The organism is Streptomyces sp. LS1784, from assembly GCF_020103755.1.
Lineage (GTDB): Bacteria > Actinomycetota > Actinomycetes > Streptomycetales > Streptomycetaceae > Kitasatospora.
Genome location: NZ_JAHSQD010000039.1, coordinates 1 through 22900, shown reverse-complemented (window position 1 = coordinate 22900; position 22900 = coordinate 1). Strand labels below are relative to the sequence as shown.

Annotated in this window: 15 protein-coding genes; 9 read left to right on the top strand and 6 right to left on the bottom strand. The window is 72.1% G+C overall.

All coding sequences use genetic code 11. From position 1 onward, the window contains the following. Positions 1-169 precede the first annotated feature (169 nt). Together KS423_RS07865 and KS423_RS07860 are read right to left on the bottom strand one after the other, a co-directional pair. Entirely contained in the window at positions 170-1216 is a 1047-nt protein-coding gene (locus KS423_RS07865; RefSeq protein ID WP_224276543.1) for an alcohol dehydrogenase catalytic domain-containing protein, read from the bottom strand. 428 nt (positions 1217-1644) lie between these two features. Beyond that, positions 1645-2958: a helix-turn-helix transcriptional regulator gene (locus KS423_RS07860; protein ID WP_224276541.1), complete on the bottom strand. Its 1314-nt coding sequence runs from the start codon at positions 2956-2958 to the stop codon at positions 1645-1647. 162 nt (positions 2959-3120) lie between these two features. Here KS423_RS07860 and tgmA point away from each other — a divergent pair, with 162 nt between their 5' ends. From tgmA to tgmC, 3 genes are read left to right on the top strand one after another with little or no spacing between them, the layout of a single operon-like run. Next, entirely contained in the window at positions 3121-3393 is a 273-nt protein-coding gene (gene tgmA, locus KS423_RS07855; RefSeq protein ID WP_224276539.1) for a putative ATP-grasp-modified RiPP, read from the top strand. Then, the gene (gene tgmB / locus KS423_RS07850; RefSeq protein WP_224276537.1) at positions 3393-4355 is read left to right on the top strand and encodes an ATP-grasp ribosomal peptide maturase; all 963 of its coding nucleotides are present in this window, start codon (positions 3393-3395) and stop codon (positions 4353-4355) included. The genes tgmA and tgmB overlap by 1 nt, the downstream gene beginning before the upstream one ends. Continuing rightward, a complete protein-coding gene (tgmC, locus tag KS423_RS07845) occupies positions 4352-5494 on the top strand; it encodes an ATP-grasp peptide maturase system methyltransferase (RefSeq protein ID WP_224276535.1) in 1143 nt (380 codons plus the stop codon). The genes tgmB and tgmC overlap by 4 nt, the downstream gene beginning before the upstream one ends. A gap of 99 nt (positions 5495-5593) precedes the next feature. Here the strand turns inward: tgmC and KS423_RS07840 are convergent, their stop codons facing one another. The 4 genes from KS423_RS07840 to KS423_RS07825 form a co-directional block, all read right to left on the bottom strand. After that, on the bottom strand, positions 5594-6289 hold the full coding sequence (locus KS423_RS07840; protein WP_224276533.1) for a hypothetical protein: 696 nt from the start codon (positions 6287-6289) through the stop codon (positions 5594-5596). Beyond that, the gene (locus tag KS423_RS07835; RefSeq protein ID WP_224276531.1) at positions 6286-10467 is read right to left on the bottom strand and encodes an NEW3 domain-containing protein; all 4182 of its coding nucleotides are present in this window, start codon (positions 10465-10467) and stop codon (positions 6286-6288) included. Before KS423_RS07835 ends, KS423_RS07840 begins: the two co-directional genes overlap by 4 nt. Positions 10468-10493: 26 nt before the next feature. Beyond that, positions 10494-12938: a discoidin domain-containing protein gene (locus tag KS423_RS07830; protein ID WP_224276529.1), complete on the bottom strand. Its 2445-nt coding sequence runs from the start codon at positions 12936-12938 to the stop codon at positions 10494-10496. A 227-nt stretch (positions 12939-13165) separates the two neighbouring features. After that, positions 13166-14275 (bottom strand): LacI family DNA-binding transcriptional regulator, encoded by a 1110-nt coding sequence (locus tag KS423_RS07825; protein ID WP_224276527.1) that lies wholly within the window; start codon positions 14273-14275, stop codon positions 13166-13168. A gap of 212 nt (positions 14276-14487) precedes the next feature. On the opposite strand from KS423_RS07825, the gene KS423_RS07820 reads away from it, so the two are divergent. The 6 genes from KS423_RS07820 to KS423_RS07795 all read left to right on the top strand — a co-directional run. Further along, on the top strand, positions 14488-15777 hold the full coding sequence (locus KS423_RS07820; protein WP_224276525.1) for an ABC transporter substrate-binding protein: 1290 nt from the start codon (positions 14488-14490) through the stop codon (positions 15775-15777). Positions 15778-15943: 166 nt separating this feature from the next. Then, on the top strand, positions 15944-16816 hold the full coding sequence (locus KS423_RS07815; protein ID WP_224276523.1) for a carbohydrate ABC transporter permease: 873 nt from the start codon (positions 15944-15946) through the stop codon (positions 16814-16816). Between the two features lie 4 nt (positions 16817-16820). Beyond that, the gene (locus KS423_RS07810) at positions 16821-17729 is read left to right on the top strand and encodes a carbohydrate ABC transporter permease (RefSeq protein ID WP_224276521.1); all 909 of its coding nucleotides are present in this window, start codon (positions 16821-16823) and stop codon (positions 17727-17729) included. Positions 17730-17773: 44 nt separating this feature from the next. Then, positions 17774-19039, top strand: a complete 1266-nt coding sequence (locus KS423_RS07805) for a glycosyl hydrolase (RefSeq protein WP_224276519.1) — start codon at positions 17774-17776, stop codon at positions 19037-19039. A gap of 104 nt (positions 19040-19143) precedes the next feature. Continuing rightward, positions 19144-22185, top strand: a complete 3042-nt coding sequence (locus KS423_RS07800; RefSeq protein WP_224276518.1) for a glycoside hydrolase family 38 C-terminal domain-containing protein — start codon at positions 19144-19146, stop codon at positions 22183-22185. A gap of 92 nt (positions 22186-22277) precedes the next feature. Then, a partial coding sequence (locus tag KS423_RS07795; RefSeq protein WP_224276516.1) for an ROK family protein occupies positions 22278-22900 on the top strand: 623 nt, incomplete at its 3' end.

Sequence of the window (22900 nt, the reverse complement as noted above, 5' to 3'; positions counted from 1 at the left end):
ACGCAGCTCAGGGGATCCACCGGCCAGGACCGCGCGCGAGCCGCGAGAGCGTCCGTGAACTCGCGCTGCACCTCGGTGAAGCCCTCGTCCTCGTCGTACTCGAACCCGGTGTAGTCGCTCGCGGCGCCAACCTACCGGAGGGTCCGGGACCCCGGCGTCGGCCGGGTGGTCAGCGGCCGGTGGTGACGACCATGCGGAAGCGGGCCCGGCCGCCGGCCATCCTGGCCACCGCGGCGGCGGTCTCCTCCAGCGGCACCTGCTCGATCCACGCCCGCACCCCGGTGCGGGCCGCGAAGCGCAGGGTGTCCTCGATGTCGACGGCGGTGCCCGAGGAGTGGCCGTAGACCTTGCGGTCGCCGCTGATCAGCTGCAGCGGGCTGATCGCGAGCCGATCGGGTGAGACGCCGACGATGACCAGCTCGCCCCGCCGGCCGAGTCCGTCGACGGTGGCGGACATGGCGTCGGCGTTGGTGACGGTGGCCAGGACGACCTTCGCGCCGCCGAGCGACCGCAGCGCCTGGGCGACGTCACCGGCGGTGCTGTCGATGTAGTGCTCGGCGCCGAGCTCGTGCGCCAGGGGCTCCTTCTCCGCACCGCGGGCGATGGCGACGGTGCGCAAACCCATCGCGCGGGCGAACTGGACGCCCAGGTGGCCCAGCCCTCCCAGGCCCAGGACGGCGACGGTGTCACCGGGCCGGGCGTCGGAGCGGCGCAGGGCGTTGAAGACGGTGATCCCGGCGCAGGCCAGCGGCGCGGCCTCGGCGGCCGTCAGCTCGCCGGGGATCGCGGCCAGGGCCATGGCCGGAACGACGACACTGTCGGCGTAACCGCCGGGGTAGGCCGCACCGGGGACCTGCAGCTGGGGGCAGTGGATGCCGTCGCCCGAGCGGCAGGCGTCGCAGCGTCCACAGCTGCCGCCGTACCAGCCGACGGCGACCCGGTCGCCGACCTTCCAACCCTCCACCCCCTCGCCGAGGGCGTCGATGCGGCCGGCGATCTCGTGACCGGGGGTGACCGGGAAGGTCGTGCCGGGCAGGGCACCGGAGGCGATCAGCAGGTCGGAGTGGCAGACGCCGCACGCCTCGACGGCGATCCGCACCGCCTCGGGCCCGGGCTCGCGGACCGGGACCTCGGACAGCTCGGGCGCCGCACCCGGGGCGGCGATCCGCACGGCGCGCTGCAGGCCGTCGGGGGAGGGAGACGAGGTGGCAGCCATGGTGGAGAACCCTTCTGTACGGAATCGAGGCGGCGCGGTGCCCGCACCCGCCGCTCCCACCAGCTTCGTACGTCCGCCACCGTTTGTCCGCACACGGCCGCTCCGGCGACGGACGCGCCGCGGCTGCCCCGCGCGGTCGCGTCAGACGGCGTCCGATGCGCTGCTGACGTGGCAGAGTGCGGCGCGCAGGTCGTGGACCGCCTGCTCTGTGCCACCAGGGCGTGCAGAGACAGCACGATGTCGTCGGGGCCACCCGTCAGCCCGGCCGGCCATAGGACCTGGGCCCGTTCTTCCGCGGCGTGGACACCGTCTGCGCCGCACATCCGCATGGCGTGGAACACGGGTCTTCCCCGCGAGCTGCGAGCACCGGCAGCCGGCTCATGCCATCGTCGCCCTCTTCCAGCGCCCAACCGGGCAAGCCCGCTCCGTCAACAGACTTTGAGTCGTTCCAAGAACTCCTGGACGCCGTCGACCTGGCGGTAGGGCTTGAAGGCGGGCGCAAGGTCGCGCACAAGGGCGACACACCGTGGGGCTCCGATGCGTGTGGCCAGGTCCAGCGACTCCCGGGTGACGGCCAGCGCCTGTTCGATGTCGTTGGATTGCAGGTAGCCGCCGGCCTGGTACGTCAGGAAGATCCCGCGTGTCTTGTCGCGGGAACGGGGCAGCATCGCCATGCCATCGGCGATCCGGACGTGCGCTTCCTCGGTGCGGCCGAGGTCGAGCAGGCACTGACCGGAGTCGACGGCAAGGTCTGCTGGGCTCATCCACGCACACCAGTCCGGGGCGGGGTCGACGGACTCCGCCCCGAGCGCGGTCTCGGCCTCCGACAGGTCGCGGAAGCAGGCAGTGCGCTCGCCCAGGGCGGCGTGCGCCCTGGCCCGGCGCAGCAGCAACAGCGACCTGGCGGTCGGGTGCCGCGTTCCGGACAAGGCGTATCCAAGCTGATCAACGGAGACCTTCGGTTCGCCGAGCCAGTTCGACTGATAGGCGAAGTCTGAAAGCACTCCGGCGCCGTGGTCGCGGTCACCCGCGGCATGGGCGGACTGCAGGGCGGCTCCCCAGAGCTTGCCGGCCGCCCAGTGCCGGCCGTGGTCGAAGCGGTACCAGCCGCAGGTGGTGGCCAGGGAGGCGGCCAGCAGGTGAAGGCGCCGGCCGGTGGTCTCGCTGTGGCGGCCGGCGGCGATCAGGTCGGTCACCGTGGCCAGCTGGGCCTCCATCAACCGGACTGTGTGCTGACGTTGTTCGGTCGGCAAAGCCGTCAACTGCTTGCCGGTCACTTCCAGCCAGTCCACGAGTTCGTCGTCCACCCGTCTGCCGTCCAGCGCGGAGGTGAGACGCTCGGGCTCGATCGTGGCCCACTGAGCGGCGAGTCCCGCCAGAGAAACGGCACTGTACGTCATGAAGGTGCGGCGGTCCATGAGAGCTCTCTGTGCGTCGTGGAGTGCTTGGACGGTGTGGGCGGAACCCAACGACAGCGGCTCGTCGCGCCCGGGCAGCCAGTACGGCCAGCCGTACGCCTCCGTCTCCGAAGCCGTGACGCCGAAGACTTCGGCGATGAGGAGCTGGGATTCGACGTTCGGGGTCTTGCGCCAGTTCTCCCACCGGCTCACGGCGGTTTTGTCGGCACCGGAGCGCAGCCCGTGGCCGCGAGCGGCTCTGTCGAGGTGGGCGGCGAGGTCTCCCTGAGACCAGCCGCGCAGTCCACGCGCATAGGCAAGGGGGTGCCGGATCGGGTCGTCCACGGGCCAATCCCATCATCGACAGTGACCGCGATCCTACCGCCAGCATGAGCGGGACAACTCCGGGACTACGGACAATGCCTGTTCAGTGAGGGTGAGTTGGGATGTACTCGCAATACACCGAAGAACTTCCTTCACAAAGACGGAAACGGAGGCACAGAACAGATGACGCAGACGCTCGCACCGTGGGGCACGCAACGAATGGAGCCGTACGCGGCCACCACCACGGTCCCGACGTACACGCCCGTGATCGACCCCGAAACGCAGATCGCGGTCATCGTGGACGAGCACGGCCGGACGGTCGAGCTGGGCAGCCACGGCACCAGCACGAGCGGCCTGACGCCCACTACCACCACCCCCGGTGACGGGTCCGGTCCAGGAGGTGCGACCGACGCGGACAGCACCGAGTCGTACGACCAGGACCAGAGTTCCGGCTGATGGGTGACAGCAGGTCGGTACTGGTGCTGACCAACTCTTATGACGTGACAGCGGACGTGGTGTTGCGGATCCTCGCCCAACGCCGGATTCCCGCAGTCCGCCTCGACCCCGGCGCCGACCTGCACGCGGATGCCTCGCTGACCGCCACGTACCGCACGAGCGAACAGCGGGGCACCCTTCGCACGGCAAGCCGGAAACTCGACACCACCCGGATTCGCTCCGTCTGGGTGCGCAGGCCCTCGCCCTACGAGGGGCCATCCGGGTTGAGCGGCCAGGACCGCCGGTTCGCCGCAGTGCAAGCGCTGTGGGGAACGGGCGGCATCCTGGCGTCTCTGCCCGACGCGTACTACGTCAACCACCCGTGGAACAACCGGGCCGCCGAGTTCAAGCCCGCGCAGCTCTCGGTCGCACGACGCTGCGGGTTCCTGGTGCCCGACACGGTGATCACCAACGACCCGGGCGAGGCACGGAAGTTCGCCACTCATCAGCCCTGCGGGGTGGTCTACAAGCCGCTGTGGAACACGCCCTACCGCGTGAACGACCAGCCGCACGGTGTGTGGGTCCGAGAGGTGCACGCGGCCGAGATCACCGACTCCGTGTCCGTCTGCCCGCACATGTTCCAAACCAGGGTCGACAAGGTGTTCGACGTGCGGGTGACCGCCGTGGGCGGCCGAGTGTTCGGGGTCCGGATCGACAGCCCCGATCTCGACTGGCGCCACCGCCAGAACCTCATGACGTGCACACCGATCGAGGTACCGAGGTCGATGGCGCGTGCGATCGTCGCCTACCTCGCCGAACTGCGTTTGACCTACGGCGCGTTCGACTTCGCGGTAACCACCGCCGGAGACTGGTACTTCCTTGAGTGCAACCCGAACGGCCAGTGGGCGTGGCAGCCGGCGGAGACCACCGCGGCAGTCGCCCACGCCATCGCTGACCAGCTGGAGAAAGGCCCCGACACGTGAGCACAGCAGCTCGGCTTCGCGCTTCCCTGGCGGACAGACTCACCGAGGACGGAACCCTCACGGAACCCGAGTGGAGCAGCGCCGTCAGGGCGGTGCCCCGCGACCTGTTCACGGGCTCCTACTTCCTGCCGGTGGCAGGCAGCGTCCCCACCGGCTACCGCCCCGTCCGGGAGGGCGAGCCCGGATGGCTGGAGGGGGTTTACTCCGACGAAACGCTGATCACTCAACTCGACGGCCGCACCAGGCCGGACGACGTGACCGAGGGGACCGTGCACGGTTCCCCGTCGTCGTCGTCCACCCTGCCATCGCTGGTGTTGCGCATGTGGCAGCAGCTCGGCGCCGAGGCCGGACACCGGGTGCTGGAAATCGGCACGGGAACCGGCTACTCGACCGCCCTCGGCGCGCACCGTCTCGGGGACGCCGATCTCACCAGCATCGAGTACGACCCAGCGGTGGGCGGGGCCGCCGCGGCGGCACTCAAGGCAGCCGGTTTCGCGCCCCGCCTGATCATCGGTGACGGGCTGCGCGGCGACCCGGACGGTGGGCAGTATGACCGGCTCATCGCCACCTGCTCGGTCCGGTACATCCCGCTCCCGTGGCTGCACCAGGTCAAGTCAGGCGGACGAATCCTGGTCACCCTGTCCGGGTGGAGCTACGCCAACGCCCTCGCGCTGCTCGATGTGACCGGCCCCGGACAGGCCACGGGCCGGTTCCTGCCCGGCTACACCAGCTTCATGATCGCCCGGCCCCACGACCGGCCGCCCCGCCCGACGCCGGCCCTGCTCCCCGGGGAAGAGCGCCCGAGCCGGATCGACCCCGCGAAGCTCGACGACTGGACCGGCGGTTGGGTCGCACAGCTCGCAGCGCCCTCGGCCGAACGCATGGGGCGGGGCGCGAACCAGATCCTCTGGGACGTGTCCACCGGTTCGCAGGCCCGGACGGCCCCCGACCCCAACGGTGGATGGACCGTCGTGCAGCGCGGTCCCGTCCGTCTGTGGGATCGGGTCGAGCAGGCGGTGCACCGCTGGCAGGCCGCCGCCGAACCGCACCAGGAGGGATTCGGCATCACGGTCTCGGCCACCGGTCAGCGGGTATGGCTCCGCACCGAGGACGGGCCCGGCTGGGACCTACCGATCTGACGCACGGCGGTCCCGACCGGGGGTTCAGGCAGTACCGCCGTTCGAGTACCGGCGGCCGAACAGCACAACGCCCGCGCGGCAGACGAACTGTCGGGATACTCAGTGGCGGTGGTGGTTGTCGGGCTGGGCGGGGTCGCCTGGGTGCTCCAATCCCTCGACCAAGGTGAGGCGTCGGGCACGTTCGTGGTCGAGCCAGCGTACGAAGGCGGCGCGGCGTGCGGCGGCCCGTAGGGCTGGGGTGGGGTCGGGGGGCTCCGGGGTCGTGGTGGTGGCGAGGAGAGCGGCCTTCCACGGGCCGGCGGTGACCCACGCGCCGGGTGGGGCGGTGCGGAGGGCGTCGGCGAGGGCGGTCGGAAGGGTGGCGGGATCGGCCTCCAACTCGCCGTCGGGGAGGGCGAGGTGCCAGCGGACGGACGGCGGGCGGGTGGTCATGGTGCGGTAGTGGGCGATGTCCTCGGGTGAGGGCTCGATGGTGGCCGTCACATCGTCGTGGACGGCGCGGACGGCTGCGCTGCCCTCGTAGGCGGCCGCCGTGATGGAGCCGAGTTCGACGGCGGCCTGTTGGTCGAGGTGGGCGGGGGTCGACGGCCCGACGGAAAGGTTGCGCTCGGCGGTCACCGCCTCGCAGAGGGCCTCGGTCAGCAGTACCTGGGCGACCCACCTGGTCAGCTGTCGGTCCTCCGAACTGCCCGGCTGTGGCAGGGCGGTGGCGCGCGGGCCGTTCCGCAGGGCGGTCAGGCGGTGGTCGAGGGCGGCGCGCGGGAGGGGGCGCCCGTCGAGCAGGCCGAGGGTCATGCCTCGACCGCCAGGGCGACGGTCGGGGCGTACTGGCAGCGGCCGAACCACATCACCTTCGCCAGGGCCCAGTACGAACCCGGATCAGTGGTTTCGGGGACGGTGATGGCGAAATCGGCCACCGCGGTGGAGCCGGCCGGGACGGCGAAGCCGCGTACGGGCTCCGCGATCGCCTCCCAGGTGCCCCACGGCGAGACCAGTTGCAGCTCGCCGCGGATCTCGCCCTGGGTGCGGTTGGTGAGGGTGAGCGCGAGGGTGGTGCGTCCGCCGGGGGCGACCCGCAGGGTCTCGTGCGAGACCTCGACGTCCAGGCCGGTGTCCCGTCCGGTGGTGGCCTTGGTGCCCTGGGCGGCGGTCCAGTCCTCGGGGGCGTCGCCGGGGACGGGCAGCAGGTCGGGCAGGTCGCCGACGGCGATCGTCACCACGTCCTCGATCTTCTGGCCGTCGTGCTCGATCCGGACGGCTGCGAAGTACAGCCCCGGCTCGGACCCGGCGGGCGGGGTGAGGGTGACCGGGAAGCGCAGGTGCCCGTCCGCCTCCAGCCGGTACGGGCGACTGCCGAGGCTGGTCGTCCAGCCCTCGGGCGGCAGCACGACGGCCGTGCCCTCGGCCGCCGCGTCCCGCAGCTGCGAGGAGAGGGCGACCGAGAGCGTCACCGGCTCCCCCGCCGTCCGCAGCAGTCCGGGCGAGGCACCGACGGACACCGGGAGGTAGCCGAGCGGTGCCGGGCCCCGGTTGTGGAGCCAGTAGCGGGCGTGGACGGGCTGGGCGGGTTCCGCCGTCGGGCCGAGGTCCGTTCCGGCTGCCGGAGCGGTGACGGCCGGGGTCGCGAGCAGGGTGGCGATCTTCGAACCGGCGAGGTCGAGAGCGCAGCCACCGGAGGGAAGCGGCCGTTCCAGCAGGTCGGCGGCCCGGACGTCGCCCAGGTCGAGCGCGCCGCCGAGCTGTGCCGTCCGCCCCAGGCCGGTCGACTCCATCAGCCGGACCGCCAGTTCGGGACCGACCGGCGCCGCCGAGCCCTGCGCGATGGGGTTCCCGGCCGGCTTGAGCGCGCCGAGCAGCACCTCGCGCTGCGGTTCGACCCGCAGCCAGGACAGGGTGGCCGGCAGCGGCCCCTCCTGCGCCGGTGCGATCCGGGCGTACAGCGGGTGGTTGAACTCCTGGCCCTGGGCGGGCAGTGTCTGGTCCCGCCAGTCGCCCTCCCCGCCCACCAGCGCGTAGCTGAACTCGTGTGTCCAGTGCTGGAGTTGGAAGGAGGCGCCGTCGGGCAGGGTGCGCCGCGGCGGGTCGATCCAGACGCCGGACGGCCAGCCGGTGCAGGAGCGCATCAGGGACAGGTGCAGTGCGCCGGTCGTGTCGACGGCGAATCCGGGCAAGCCGAAGCTGAGCAACGCCACGGTGTGGTCGGCGAGCTGCTCCGTGACGGCCGACGGGCAGACGGCTTCGATCCGGGCGTCGCCCAGGTCCTCGACCAGCGCCGCCACGTCCGCTACGACGAGCGCCGGCAGCGCCCGCAGGTCGCGCAGATCGGCGTCCGGACGCCAGACCTCGGCGAGCGGCGTCAGGGCAGGCACCCACACCGCGCCGTGCGCCTTCAGGGCGGCCGCGTACTCCTCCCCCGCCGTCGAGATCAACTCCCGTGCCGCTTCGTTGACTTCCGGCCCGCCGACCACGATCCGGAAGTCCGGCAGGTTGGAGTCCACGGCCAGCCAACCGTACCGCGCCCAGTCCGCCCCCGAGGTGGTGGCGGTGACCCCGACCCGGGCGAGCGCGACCACCAGTGGACGGGCGTCGGCGGCGTCGTCCAGTGTGGGGACGACGACCTCCGCCACTCCGAGGGCACGCGAGCCGACAACCGAGCCCACCGGGTCGGTGAGGTCGACGCGCGCGGTGGCGCCGAGTCCGAACCAGGTGTTGGCCGGGTTGTCCAGGGTCCATGGCGCCTCCGCCGAGTCCACGTCCGGCATCGCGAAGCCGCGCCCGACGACCGCGCCCGCGACCTCGCTGACCGGCAGGCCGCCGGGGACGTCCACCGGGAAGCGCAGCCGCAGCAGCCGGTCGGCGCCGGAGTAGTCCACCACCCGGGTGCGGCAGTCCACCCGGTCCAGGCCGTGCCAGAGCGTGACGGTCTGCTCGTAGCGGACGCCGTCGACCACGCCCTCGACCACCAGGCGCTCGCCGAGCGGCCCGGTCTCCCGGCGGACCGACGCCTCGCCGTCCCCGGAGCCCAGCACCGGCCCGCTGGGCACCAGGTGCCAGGGGCCCTCGCCGAAGTCGGGGTGCTGCGGGTACTCCTCGTACACCCGCAGCTCGTTGCCGATCCGGCCGTGCTGGATCAACTCCCGTTCGTGCCGCAGGTCCCGCACCGAGGTGAGGCCGCCGCCGCGCGCCGGATCGGCGGTCACCCGGTACCGTCCGTTCCCGATGGTCACGCCCGGGGCCGCCGTCCACGGCGCCTGCGCGTCCCCCTCCACCAGCCGCCAGGTGCGCCAGCCGAGCGCGGGCACATCGGTGGCCAGGAACCGCAGCGTTCCCCGGTCCACGGCGCTCGGCACCGCCTCGCCCCGGTCGTCCAGCACTCGCACCGACCGTACGCCGTCGGGCAGTTCGACCGTCACGAGGCCGGTCCGGTCGAACGAGAGCGTGTTGGTCACCACCACCGCCGACCCGGCCCCAGCCGTGGAGATCCGCGCCGTGAGCGCGTCCAGTGCCGCGTCCCGCACGCCGGATGCCAGGTCGTACGCCTCCCGCCAGCCGCCGAGCAGGTCCAGGTACACCTGGTCGGACTCGGAGCCGGTGATCGCGTCGTGGTGTGCGCCGTAGGCGAGTTGGCGCCAGACCTTGTCGAGGGCGGCGGCCGGGTAGCGGCCGAGGCCGTGGACGGTGGCGAGCGTGGCGAGCTTCTCCGCGTCGACGGCCGCGACCTCGCCGGCCCGTTGGGCCTGTTTGGTGTCGATGTAGGAGACGTCCTTGCCGGTGTACACCGGGTTCATGTCGCGGGTCTGCGGGCTGGGACGCCGTCCGGTGGCGGCGAGTTCGGCCCGGACGGCGTCGAGGAAGTCCCGCGGGGTGGCGCAGACGAAGCGGGGCCAGAGGTACTTGGCGGCCCAGGAGCGGTGGATCTCGGTGACCCACTTGTTCGGCGGGGTGTAGTCCGTCCCCACCGGCAGCAGCAGGTTCTTCGTCGCTCCCACGGGCTTGAGCTTCCGGTACAGCTCGTAGACGGCCTGCTCGGCGGTGGCGAGGTCGGCCGAGGAGTCCATCCACCAGCCGGCCGAGTAGTGGTGCGGCATGTAGTGGGTGAGCACGCCCTCGCCACCGGGGGCGATCCACTCGAACTCGCTCGGGAACTGCATCACCCGGGCGTCGTCCTTGGCCTCGCGGAAGTTCTTCTGGATCGGGCCCCACTGGTGGAACGGGCCGCGTGCCCAGGCGCTGCCGGTGAGGCCGGCCGCGGCGAGGTGGCCGGGGAACTGCGGGTCGTGCCCGAACACGTCGAGCTGCCAGGCGGTTCGGGGGTCGCCGCCGAGGATGCCGCGCTGGTAGCCGATGCCGTGGACGATGTTGCGGATGGTGGTCTCGGCGCCGGTCAGATTGGTGTTCGGCTCGTTGTAGGTGCCGCCGACGAGTTCGGCCTGGCCGCGTTCCAGCAGCTGTCGCAGCGTCTCGCGGCGCTCCGGGTGCTGGTCGAAGTACGGCTTCAGGTAGTCGACTTCGGCGAGCACGAACTTGTACACCGGGTCCCGCAGGGCGAGGTCCATGTGTGCGTCGACGAGCGCGAAGCCGTTGCGCTCCCACAGGGGCCGGGTGGTGGCGTCGGCGGAGAGCAGTTCCCACGGGGAGGTGTAGGCGGCCTGGGTGTTCCACCAGACCGGGTCGTAGTGGAAGTGCGAGACCAGGAACATCGTCCAGCCGGGCTCGGCGACGTCCACGCTCGCCTCCACCACGGCATCCGAAGCCACGACGGTGACGGGCAGTCGGTCACCGGGCGTGGCGTCGGTGATCTCCAGCGGGACCTCGACCAGCCCCGTGCCGGTCGCCTCGCCGCGGACACCCGGCCCGGTGACGGCGATCCGGGCGGCCGGGCCCTCCAGGGTGACCCGCAGCACTTGACGCGGGGCGTCCTCGGGGCCGACGAACAGGTCGGTGCTCTCGACGGCGGTGATGGTGACCGGCACGGGGGTGCTTCCTTTCCGACGAGGGGCTACGCGCCCCAGGCCTCGAACTCGTAGATGCGGGCGGCCGGGTCGGTGGTCTGGGTGGGTGCGGTGATCACCAGCCGGACGTAGCGGGCGGTGGTGTTCACCGGGTGGGTGGTGGTGCCGGCCGTGTTGCCGGTGACGTCCGCGACGGTCGTCCAGGGGTCGCTCGCGCCCGACCGGACCTGGACGGCGAAGTCGCGGGTGTTGTAGGAGGCGCTCTCGCCGCCCGCCGAGGCGTGCTTGACCACGAACGTGGACAGCTGCTTCGCCGAACCGAGGTCCACCTCCAGCCACTTGGCGGAGGTGAGGGTGCACCACTTGTCGCCGGTCCCGCCGCCGACGCTGCCGTTGACGGCCTTGGCCGGGCCCTCGTTGGCGTTGCACTGGCCGGAGGCGGTGGCCGGGCGGTTGAGCGCCAGGTTGGTGGAGGTCGGCGGGGTGCCGTTCCAGCTCACCGTGGTGGAGGCGGCGGTCGAGCGGCCGTAGGTGGTGGACACCGCCTCGACGTCCAGCGTGGTGGCGTTCTCGCCGCCGGCCCGGTCGAGCCGTCCGACGAAGTACGCGTCGTTGGGCGTGGCGCCGAGGAAGGTGCGACTGCCGTCCGCGTTGCGCCGGTACACCTCGTAGTGGTGCACGTTGCCGCCGGGCGCCGCCGTCCAGGACAGCCGCAGGGACTGGCTGGAGCCGGGCGTCACGTCGCTCGCGCCGAGGACGGTGAGGCCGGCCGGTGCCGCCGGGGTCTGCACCGAGCCGTCGTAGAGGGCTACTTGGCCGACCCGCAGGTCGTATGCCGGGTCGCTGCCCTCGGCCCGCAGGGCGATCTGGGCGACGGTGCGGCCCGCGTACGGGGAGAGGTCGAGGGTGTGCCGCTCCCAGCCGGTACCGGAGTTGGCGCCGACGTCGATCGTGGTGAAGCTGCTCGGCGCGTCGGCGAAGGAGATGGCGGCCTTGAGCTTGGTGGGCCCGGCGGCCGGGGTCTTGACCACCAGGTCCAGCTTGGTGTTCGCGGCGACCGGCAGCGTGGTCTGGTACAGCCGTACGGTGTTGGCGGCGTCGAGCGTTCCGCTCAGCCGCAGCGAGGAGCCGCCCTGGTAGGCGTCGGTGAAGTCGACGGACGGGGTGATCCGGCTGCCGGCCGACTCCACCACCCAGCGGTAGGTGGGCGGGACGTCCTGGAGCGAGAGGTTGTTCCAGCCGCCGGTGGCGACCCGGGTGCCGGCCGCGTTGTAGAAGTCGCCCTGCCCGGTGTCGAAGTTGGTGACGAAGGGCTTGGCGGTGATCGGCGAGGACTCGGCGACGTAGCCGGCCAGGCCGGGCCAGCTCGCCGAGAGGTCGATCCGCGACGGGTCATCGGCGGCACCGACCCAGTAGCGGGCGTCCTTGGCGTAGAAGTCGGCGCGGTCGGTGGCGGACTTCCAGGTCCACTCCGGGCGGTAGAGGCCGAGCGAGGTGGTGTGCGGTTTGCCGGCCGGGAAGAGGGTGTTCCAGTCCACGCCGGTGTTGTAGCCGTTGGCCTCGGTGTCGATGCCGGAGTAGAGGTCGTACTCGCTGCGGCCGAGCTGCCGGGCCAGTGCCCGGGAGGAGTTCAGGCCGCTCGCCGACCAGTTGAAGTTCAGGAACATCGAGTCCGCGGTGCGCTTCGAACCATCCTGCAGGAAGGGTGAGTTGGCCGAGGTGAGGGCGTTCTGCCAGTTGACCGAGCCGGAGGTGGTCATCGCGTCGTACCACATGAACTCGGTGCCGGTCTGCGCCTTGGTGTACTGCATCAGGTTGCGCAGTTCGCCCGCCAGGGACGAATCGCCGCCGCCGGTCTCCTGGTTGATGAACCAGCCGTCGAAGCCGTAGTACTGCGCGGCCTGGGCGAGCTTGTCCGCGACGGGGTAGCGGCTGCCGGACTTCTGGACGAAGTCGCGCACCCACTGGAGCTGGCCGCCGTACGCGCCGGGCGGGAAGAAGACCGTGCCGTAGACCTTGACGCCGTTGCGGTGGGCGGCGTCGATCACGGTCGGGTTGGGGGCGAGGATCAGGCCCTCGCCGGCCGAACCGCCCCAGAACACCAGCTTGTCGACGTACTGCCAGTAGCCGAAGGCGTAGTAGTTGGGGTCGGCGGAGCCCTGCGAGGGGTTGTTGGAGGTGGGGCCGAAGGAAACCAGCGAGGCGATCCTGCCCTCACCGGTGCGGGCGTTGGGGTTGGCCCGCAGCGCGGGGTCGCTGGTGCGCGGCTGGAGTGGCACGCGGGAGCGGTTGAAGCGGGCGTCCGGGTCGGTGGCCGGGTCCCAGTTCAGGATGCTGTTGGGGTACCAGTACGAGGCGAAGGGCTGGCTGCCCGAGCCGACGGTGGCTGCGGGGGCCGCGGTCGGTGTCGGGCCGGCCCAGGCCGCGGGGGTGACGGTCAGCGCGGCCGTCGCGAGGGCGGCGCTGAGCAGCAGGGGGAGGCGTCGTGACATGCGGTGGCTCCGATCGAGCGGAGGAGGGTGGGGGCGGGCCCACCGTCGCGGACGGGGGCCCGGCTGCATGCGGGCGTGCCGGTGCTGGATCGAGTGGAGGCCGCACCGCTGCCGGGCTTCCTCGCCGGACGGGAAGCGACGGGGGTCGGGACGGGCAGCGGGCGACGGGAGCCGGACGAAAGTGCGGCGGAGCACGCCGAGCCGGGGGCCCGCTCGGCGCTGCGAGGCTAAACCGGTTCAGGACCGCTGTCAACGATGCGCGCAGCATCCACCCCTGCGGGGGAACCGACGGGGGAACCCGAGGGGGAGCCGGCCGGCGTGCCTCTCGGCGGCGAGGTGGACTCCCGTACCGTCAGCCGCGGCGTGGGCATCTGGAGGTCCCGGCCGGGCCCGGCCTCGTCCAGCGCCGCCAGCAGGCTGCGCGCCACCTGCTCGCCGAGCGCGAAGGTGTCCCGGCTGAGCGCGGTCAGCGGGGGGTGGACGATCCGGGCGAGCACCGAGTCGTCGAAGGAGACGATCGACAGCTCGCCGGGCACCGCGACGCCCATCTCCCCCGCCACGCCCAGCCCGGCGACGGCCATCACGTCGCTGTCGTAGACGATGGCGGTGGGCCGCCTGGCCCGGGACAGCAGGGTCCGGGTGGCGGCCGCGCCCTCGGCGTCGCTGAAGTCGGTGGGCACCGACACCGCTTCCTCCAGCCCGAGCCGGCGCGAGGCGTCGCGCAGCGCGCGGATCCGCCGCTGGGTGTGCTGGAAGTGCGGCAGCCCGGCGAGGTGGGCGATCCGGCGGTGCCCGATGGCGGCCAGGTAGTCGACGATCGAGAGCATCGCCTCCCGGTCGTCGGCCCAGATCCGCAGCTGGTTGCCGCCCTTGCCGGGCCCGCCCAGCACGACGGCGGGCAGCCCGAGTTCGTCCAGCACCGGCAGCCGCGGGTCCCTGACCTGGAGGTCGACCACGATGAAGCCGTCCACCCGGTGCTCGGAGGCCCAGCGCCGGTAGACCTCGATCTCGGCGGCGGTGTCCTCGACCACCATCAGGTGCAGCGCGATCGAGCTGGCCGAGAGCACGGCCTGGAGCCCGGACAGCAGCTGGCTGAAGAACGGCTCGACACCGATGGTGCGGGCCGGCCGGGCGATCACCAGGCCGACGGCGTCGGCCCGGGCTCCGCCGAGGGCGCGCGCGGCGCTGTGCGGGCGCCAGTTCATCTCCTCGGCGACCCGCAGGATCCGGGCCCTGGTCGCCTCGCTCACGCCCGGCCGGCCGTTGAGCGCGAAGGACACCGCGCCCTTGGAGACACCGGCCTGGCGGGCGATGTCGGCGATCGTCGGTCTGCCCACAGAACCCGACCCTTCTCTTGACATCCAAGTTTAGGCGGGAGCATAGTCCCTGGCATAGCTAGACCGGTTTAGTTGGTCAGGTTCCGGAACCAGGCACAACCCCCGTTGCGCCTCCGTTGCGCCACCCCGTTGACAGAACCCCGGGGAACAGCCCCGGGAAACCCCCGAGCTCGGCACGATCCCCCACCCACCCCCAGGACCGGGAGACCCTCATGCGAAGAATCTGGGCGGCACTGACCACGACGGCGCTCGCCACCGCCGCACTCACCGGCTGCGGACTCGGCTCCGGCGACAGCAAGAGCAGCGACGCGGTGGCGAGTGCGGCCGCCACCGGCGAGGTCAAGGGCAGGGTCTCGCTCCAGACCTGGGCGCTCAAACCGAAGTTCACCGACTACATGCAGGGCGTGATCGACGGCTTCAAGAAGAAGTACCCCGGCGTCGAGGTCGAGTGGCTCGACCAGCCCGGCGAGGGCTACTCCGACAAGGTGCTCAGCCAGGCCGCCGCCGGCACCCTGCCCGACGTGGTCAACCTCCCGCCCGACTTCGCCTTCCCGCTGGTGAAGAAGGACGTCCTGCTGGACGTCGCCAAGGCCGACCCGAAGCTCGCCGAGGAGTACGTCGCCGGCGGCGTGAACGCCTACCGGTTCAACGGGCACCAGGGCACCTTCGGCTACCCGTGGTACCTCAACACCGATGTGAACTACTGGAGTTCGGAACTCCTCACGAAGAGCGGCCTGGACCCGCAGAAGCCCCCGGCCAGCCTGGACGAACTGATCGCCCAGGCCCGGGTGATGAAGGAGAAGTCCGGCGGCCAGACCTACCTGATGAGCCGCAAGCCGGGCATCGGCGACCTGTACAACATCGGCGTGAAGATCATGTCCGACGACGGCAAGGCCTTCACCTTCAACACCCCCGAGGCCGCAGCGCTGCTCGACAGGTACCGCGACGCGTTCAAGGAGGGCCTGATGCCGAACGGAGTGCTGACCGACACCTACGCCGGCAACTCCAAGCTCTTCAGCTCCGGCACCGCGGCCTGGACCACCGGCAGCGGCAACTTCATCACCAGCCTCGCCACCGACAACCCGACCCTCGCCCCGAAGGTCGTCCCCTCCACCGCGATGGGCACCCCGCCGCTGTACGTCCAGGGCCTGTCCATCCCGAAGAACACCAAGAACCCGGCCGCCGCCGTGGCCCTCGCCCGTTGGGTGACCAGCCCCGAGAACCAGGCCGCCTTCGCCCACCTGACCAGTGTCTTCCCGTCCACCAAGGCCTCCGCGAACGACCCGTTCTTCAGCAAGAGCGACGGCACCAACGCGGGCGACGCCAAGGTCATCGCCTTCACCTCGCTCGCCAAGGCCGAACTGATCCAGCCCGTCGAGGTGGACGACGCGATGGGCACCGTCATCAAGCAGCAGTTCGCGCTGGCCATCAGCGGCGAGACCAGCTCCAAGCAGGCGCTGGACACCGCCGTCGAGCAGTGCAACAAGCTGCTCAAGGGCTGACCCCCAGCGCGCGCACGGGCGGCCCCCGCGGCGCGGCACCACGCCCCGCGGCAGCACGCCCCGCGACGCGCCGCCACCCCGTACCGGCGAAGCGGCGGGCCTCCCCCACGCCCGCCGCTCCCCGGGAGTCACCCGCACCACCCCCAGGCCCCAGGAAGGCGATCGCATGACCCACCGGCGCTGGTTCACCCCCTGGCTGCTCGCCGGGCCCGCGATAGTCTGGCTGGCCGTCTTCAACCTCTGGCCGGCCGTCAACACGGTGATCCTGTCCTTCACCAACGCCAAGCCGCTGGGCGGCGGGCAGTTCACCGGCCTGGAGAACTACGGCCGGCTGCTGGACGACGAGCAGCTCGCCGACGCCCTGCTCAACAGCATCGTGTTCATGCTGGTCTGCCTGCCCCTGCTGACCGTCCTGCCGCTGCTGCTCGCGCTGCTCGTCCAGCGCAGGATCCCCGGCATCACCTTCTTCCGTACCGCCTTCTACACCCCGGTGATCGCCTCCGCCGTCGTGGTGGCGCTGATCTGGGGCTGGGCGCTGGACGACCGCGGCCTGGTCAACGGCCTGCTGCGACAGACCGGGCTGGCCGACTCGCCGGTCTCCTTCCTGACCGACCGTTGGCTGCTGCTGTTCAGCGCGATCGCCCTGACCGTCTGGAAGGGCCTCGGCTACTACATGGTCATCTACCTGTCCGCCCTCGCCAACGTCCCGCGCGAGCTGCACGAGGCGGCGGCCGTGGACGGTGCCGGCCCGGTCAGCCGGTTCTGGCACGTCACCCTGCCCGGGGTGCGCCCGACCATGGTCCTGATCTTCGCGCTGATCTCGGTGAGCTCGCTGCGCGTCTTCTCCGAGCTGTACGTACTCTCCAACGGCCTGGGCGGCCCCGGCGGGCGGGACATGTCCGTGGTGATGCTGATCCAGATGTACAGCCGCGGGTTCAACGGCCACCTGGGCTACGCTTCGGCGCTCAGCCTGCTGCTGTTCGTCATCACCCTCGGCCCGATGCTGTTCCTGATGCGGCTGAACCGGAAGGCGGCCTGACCCCATGACCACCGTCCGCACGAAGGCCACCGAGCCTGCCACCGCGACCGGGCCCGCCAGGCCCCGCAGGCCCGCCCGGGGCTTCAACACCCCTTCCTCCGCCCAGACCGCCGCCCGCTACCTGCTCCTGGTGCTCGTCCTGCTGCTGGTCATCGGCCCGTTCCTGTGGCAGCTGTCCACCTCCCTCAAGGGCCCCGCCGAGGACGTCTACACCCGTACACCGAGCTTCCTGCCCGACCAGCCCACCCTCGGCAACTACGGCAGGGTCGCCGAGGTCATCCCGGTGTGGACCTACGCACTCAACTCGGTGATCGTCGCCGCGGTCTGCATCACCGGCAACGTGGTCGGCTGCACGCTGGCCGGCTACGCGCTCGCCCGGCTGCGCTTCCGCGGCGCCAAGCTCATCCTCGGCCTCTTCCTCGCCACCCTGATCCTGCCCGGCGAGGTCACCATCGTCTCCCAGTACGTGCTGGTGCGCAGCCTCGGCCTGGCCGACAGCCTGGCCGGCGTCGCGCTGCCCGGCTCGATCGCGATGCTCAACGTGCTGCTGATGCGCACCGCGTTCGCCGCCGTCCCGGCCGAGCTCGACCAGGCCGCCCTGGTGGACGGCGCCACCGTCTGGCAGCGGCTGTGGCACATCGGTCTGCCGAACGTGCGCGGCATGCTCAGCGTGATCGTGATCTTCACCTTCATCGGTGCCTGGGACGACTTCCTGTGGCCGCTGATCGTGCTCAACGACCCGCAGAAGTACACCCTCACCGTCGGGCTCCAGTACCTCGACGGCACCTTCTCCGCCAACCCCCGGCTGATCGCGGCCGGCACCATGATCGCCTTCCTGCCGATCGTCGTGGTGTTCGGCGTCTGCCAGCGCTTCTTCTTCAAGGGTGTCGAGGAGGGAGCCGTCAAGGGATAGCCCACCGTCCGTACGCCCCGCACCCGTTGAGAGAGCCATCGCACATGACTGCCACCCCGCAGGCCCCGCGCTTCGGCGTCAACTACACCCCCAGCGCCGGCTGGTTCCACCACTGGCTCGACTTCGACCTGGACGCCGTGCGCGCCGACTTCGACTCCATCGCCGCCCTCGGGCTGGACCACGTACGGGTGTTCCCGCTCTGGCCGGTCTTCCAGCCCAACCGCACCCTGATCCGCCCCCGCGCCGTCGAGCAGCTGACGGCCCTGGCGGACGCGGCCGGCGAGCGCGGGCTGGACGTCGCGGTGGACGGCCTGCAGGGCCACCTGTCCAGCTTCGACTTCCTCCCGTCCTGGACCCGGACCTGGCACCGGCGCAACATCTTCACCGACCCCGAGGTGGTCGACGCCCAGGCCGCCTACCTGCGCACTCTCGCCGGGGCGCTGCGCGGGCGGCCCAACTTCCTCGGAATGACGCTCGGCAACGAGATCAACCAGTTCTCCGGTGCCCCGCACCCCGACCCGGACCGGGCCACCTCCGCCGAGGCCGAGGCCTGGCTGCGCCGGATGCTCGACGCCTGCGAGCAGGGCGCCCCCGGCCGGCTGCACCTGCACGCCTCGTACGACGCGGCCTGGTACCTGGACGAGCACCCGTTCACCCCCTGGCACTCGGCCCGGATCGGCGCCGCGACCGCCGTGCACTCCTGGGTGTTCAACGGCACCGCCCAGCGCTACGGCGCGCACTCCACCGCCACCGCGGAGCACGCCGCGTACCTGGTCGAGCTGTCCAAGGCCTGGGCGGACGACCCGGCCCGTCCGGTCTGGCTGCAGGAGGTCGGCGCGCCCGCCCCGCACATCGCCCCGCAGGACGCCGCGCGCTTCACCGGCGCCACCGTGGAGGCCGTACTGGACTGCCCGGACCTGTGGGGCGTGACCTGGTGGTGCTCCCACGACGTGGACCGCTCACTCGCCGACTTCCCCGAACTGGAGTACAGCCTGGGCCTGTTGACCACCGACCGGACGGTCAAGCCGGCCGGCGCCCGGCTCGCCGAGGCCGCCGCCGAGGCCCGCCGGTCCTGGCAGCCGCCCACGCCGCGCAGCACCGCCGTGGTGGTCGCCACCGGCGACGAGGTCACCTCGCCGCGGCGCTCGGTCTGCGGCCCCGGCGGTGCGGTGTACGAGACGTTCATGCGCCTCGCCGAGGAGGGCGTCCGCCCGACCGCGGTGCTCGCCGAGCGCGCCGAGGACCGTGCGCACCTCGCGGCGCGCGGCATCACCGAGGTGGTCCACCCCACCGGCGTACGTTCTCCCTAGCCCATCCGTCTCCCCCTCGGCCCCGTAACCTCGGCCCCGCAACCTCAGCCGAGAACCAAGAACCGCAGCCACGCACCCTCAGCCACGCAACGGAGCCCGCTGACATGCACGATGACCGTACCCTGGTCGAGTCCCGCCTCAAGCGCGTCCTGGACGAGCGCATCCGCCCGGCCGTCTACCCCGAGTCCGTCCCGCTGGAGGTCGGCATCTGGACGGCGCCCGGCGAGCCCGTCCCGGTCGCCGAGGGGCTGGCCGCCCCGCCCACCCCGATCGCGGTGGGCGACGCCTGGGGCGCGCCCTGGGGCACCAGCTGGATCACCGTGACCGGCACCGTGCCGCAGGCCTGGGCCGGGCGCACCGTCGAGGCGCTGATCGACCTGGGCTTCGACGCCAACATGCCCGGCTTCCAGTGCGAGGGCCTGGTCTACCGCCCGGACGGCTCCCCGGTGAAGGGCCTCAACCCGCAGAACCAGTGGGTGCGGATCGCCGCCCCGGCGGCCGGCGGCGAGCAGGTGCTGCTGCACGTCGAGGCCGCCTCCAACCCGGTCATCCTGGACTACCATCCGTTCCTGCCCACCGAGCTCGGCGACAGGGAGACGGCCGGCGACCAGCCGCAGTACAAGCTGGCCCGGATGGACCTGGCGGTGTTCGACGAGACGGTCTGGCAGCTCGTGATGGACCTGGAGGTGCTCGGCGAGCTGATGGCCGAGCTGCCGGTGGAGAGCGCCCGCCGATGGGAGATCCTGCGCGCGGTCGAGCGCTGCCTCGACGCGGTCGACCTCCAGGACGTCAACGCCACGGCAGCGAAGGCCCGTTCGGAGCTGGCCGGGGTGCTGGCCGCGCCCGCCGTGCCGTCCGCGCACCGGATCAGCGCGATCGGCCACGCCCACATCGACTCGGCCTGGCTCTGGCCGCTGCGCGAGACCGTCCGCAAGGTGGCCCGCACCACCGCCAACATGACCGCGCTGCTGGAGGACGAGCCGGACTTCCGCTACACCATGTCCCAGGCCCAGCAGTTCGCCTGGATCAAGGAGCACCGTCCCGAGGTGTACGCCCGGGTGCGGAAGGCGGTGGCGGAGGGCCGGTTCGTCCCGGCCGGCGGCATGTGGGTCGAGTCCGACACCAACATGCCGAGCTCGGAGGCGATGGCCCGGCAGTTCGTCCACGGCAAGCGGTTCTTCCTGGACGAGTTCGGGGTGGAGAACCACGAGGCCTGGCTGCCGGACACCTTCGGCTTCACCGGCGGCCTGCCGCAGATCATCCGCAACGCGGGCTCCAAGTGGCTGCTGACCCAGAAGATCTCGTGGAGCCAGGTGAACCGGTTCCCGCACCACACCTTCCTCTGGGAGGGCATCGACGGGACCCGGATCTTCACCCACTTCCCGCCGGTGGACACCTACAACTGCTCGATGAAGGGCAGCGAGATCGCCCACGCGGCGAGGAACTTCAAGGACAAGGGCGTCGCCCGGCACTCGCTCGCCCCGACCGGCTGGGGTGACGGCGGCGGCGGCACCACCCGCGAGATGGTCGCCAAGGCAGCCCGGATGAAGGACCTGGAGGGCTCGGCCACCGTCCGCTGGGAGAACCCCGCCGAATTCTTCGCCAAGGCCGAGGCCGAGTACCCGAACCCGCCGGTCTGGGTCGGCGAGCTCTACCTGGAGCTGCACCGCGCCACCCTGACCAGCCAGGCCAGGACCAAGCAGGGAAACCGGCGCAGCGAGAACCTGCTGCGCGAGGCCGAACTCTGGTGCGCCACCGCCGCGTTGCGCACCGGGGCGGCCTACCCGTACGAGCAGCTGGACCGGATCTGGAAGACCGTCCTGCTGCACCAGTTCCACGACATCCTGCCCGGCTCGTCCATCGCCTGGGTGCACCGCGAGGCCGAGGCGACGTACGCGGCGCTGGCCGGGGAGCTGGAGGGGCTGATCGACGCGGCCCAACAGGCGCTGGCCGGGGCGGCCTCCGGCGGGCGCGAGCTGGTGTTCAACGCGGCGCCGCACACCCGCTCGGCGGTGCCGGCCGGCGGGGCCGCAGTCGCCGCCGCGACCGGACCGGAGTGCACCGTGGCGGAGCGGCCGGAGGGCGGCTTCACACTGCGCAACGGCCTGCTGGAGGTCGTCGTGGACGCGGACGGCCTGATCTCCTCGGTGGTCGAGCTCGCGACCGGCCGGGAGACCGTCGCGCCCGGCAGCCGGGCCAACCTGCTCCAGCTGCACCCCGACTTCCCCAACATGTGGGACGCCTGGGACGTGGACCAGTTCTACCGCAACACCGTCACCGACCTGACCGGCGTGGACTCGCTCACCGCCGACCGCACCGCCGAACTGGCCTCCGTGCGGATCGCCCGCTCCTTCGGCTCCTCCACCGTGGTGCAGACCCTCACCCTGCGGGCCGGCGAGCAGCGGCTGGACATCGACACCGTGGTCGACTGGCACGAGACCGAGAAGTTCCTCAAGGCCGCCTTCCCGCTGGACATCCACACCGAGCGCTACGCCGCCGAGACCCAGTTCGGCCACCTCTACCGGCCCACCCACACCAACACCAGCTGGGACGCCGCCAAGTTCGAGGCCTGCAACCACCGCTTCGTCCACCTCGACGAGCCCGGCTGGGGCGTCGCCCTGGTCACCGCCTCCACCTACGGCCACGACGTCACCCGCACGGTGCGCCCCGGCGACGGCGGGACCACCACCGCGGTCCGCTTCTCGCTGCTGCGCGCCCCGCGCTTCCCCGACCCGAAGACCGACCAGGGCCTGCACCGCTTCCGGCACGCCCTCGTGCCGGGCGCGGCGATCGGCGACGCCGTCCGCGAGGGCTACCGGATCGGCCTGCCGGAGCGGCGGGTCACCGGCAGCGCCGAGCAGGTCGCTCCGCTGGTGCGGCTGGACAACGACGCCCTGGTGGTGAGCGCCGTCAAGCTCGCCGACGACCGCAGCGGGGACCTGATCGTCCGGGTCTACGAGGCGGGCGGCGGCCGTGCCCGGGGCCGGCTGACCACCTCCTTCCCGCTGGCCGGCGCCGTCCCCTGCGACCTGCTGGAGCGGCCCTGGGACGGCACCCGCGGCGAGGTGGCGGTCGAGGACGGCGCGGTGCGCCTCGCGCTGCGCCCGTTCGAACTGGTCACCCTGCGGCTCAGCGCGGCCGGCTGACGGGCGGCCGACCGCCCGTCTGATCTACGCTGTTCGGCGCCTCGGCCCCCGCGGCCGGGGCGCCGACCCCATCGACCGCTTTGGAGCCCACCGTGCCCGTCACCCCGCTGTTCGCCGCCCTCGACATCGGCGGCACCAAGATCGCCGGGGCGCTGGTCGACGGCGACGGCCGGCTGCGGCACCGGCTCCAGCTGCCCACGCCGGCCGCCGAGCCGGGCACGGCCGTGCTCGCCGTGGTGCACCAGGTGCTGGCGCAGCTCGCCGGGACGGCGGACTGGGCCGCCGTGACGGCCGTCGGGATCGGCAGCGCCGGCCCGGTCGACCTCGCCGGCGGCACCGTCAGCCCGGTCAACATCCCCGGCTGGCGGAGCTTCCCGCTGGTCGCCGCGGTTGCCGCACACCCGGCTGTGGCAGCCCGCGCGCTGCCCGTCCACCTCGCCGGGGACGGCGTGGCGATGGCCGCCGCCGAGCACTGGCAGGGCGCGGCCCGAGGCGCCGACAACGCGCTCTGCCTGGTGGTGTCGACCGGCGTCGGCGCCGGGCTGGTGCTCGACGGCGCGGTGCGTCCCGGCCCCAGCGGCAACGCCGGCCATCTCGGCCACATCACCGTCGAACTGGACGGGGAGCCCTGCCCGTGCGGCTCGCGCGGCTGCCTGGAGGGCCTCGCCAGCGGCACCGCGATCGCCCGCCGGGCCCTCGCCGCGGGCTGGCAGCC

What these genes read in the sequence shown, in the direction of transcription:
- KS423_RS07865 (WP_224276543.1), bottom strand. Translation starts at nt 1,216, where the DNA reads ATGGCTGCCACCTCGTCTCCCTCCCCCGACGGCCTGCAGCGCGCCGTG.
- tgmA (WP_224276539.1), top strand. Translation starts at nt 3,121, where the DNA reads ATGACGCAGACGCTCGCACCGTGGGGCACGCAACGAATGGAGCCGTAC.
- tgmB (WP_224276537.1), top strand. Translation starts at nt 3,393, where the DNA reads ATGGGTGACAGCAGGTCGGTACTGGTGCTGACCAACTCTTATGACGTG.
- KS423_RS07840 (WP_224276533.1), bottom strand. Translation starts at nt 6,289, where the DNA reads ATGACCCTCGGCCTGCTCGACGGGCGCCCCCTCCCGCGCGCCGCCCTC.
- KS423_RS07830 (WP_224276529.1), bottom strand. Translation starts at nt 12,938, where the DNA reads ATGTCACGACGCCTCCCCCTGCTGCTCAGCGCCGCCCTCGCGACGGCC.
- KS423_RS07820 (WP_224276525.1), top strand. Translation starts at nt 14,488, where the DNA reads ATGCGAAGAATCTGGGCGGCACTGACCACGACGGCGCTCGCCACCGCC.
- KS423_RS07815 (WP_224276523.1), top strand. Translation starts at nt 15,944, where the DNA reads ATGACCCACCGGCGCTGGTTCACCCCCTGGCTGCTCGCCGGGCCCGCG.
- KS423_RS07810 (WP_224276521.1), top strand. Translation starts at nt 16,821, where the DNA reads ATGACCACCGTCCGCACGAAGGCCACCGAGCCTGCCACCGCGACCGGG.
- KS423_RS07805 (WP_224276519.1), top strand. Translation starts at nt 17,774, where the DNA reads ATGACTGCCACCCCGCAGGCCCCGCGCTTCGGCGTCAACTACACCCCC.
- KS423_RS07800 (WP_224276518.1), top strand. Translation starts at nt 19,144, where the DNA reads ATGCACGATGACCGTACCCTGGTCGAGTCCCGCCTCAAGCGCGTCCTG.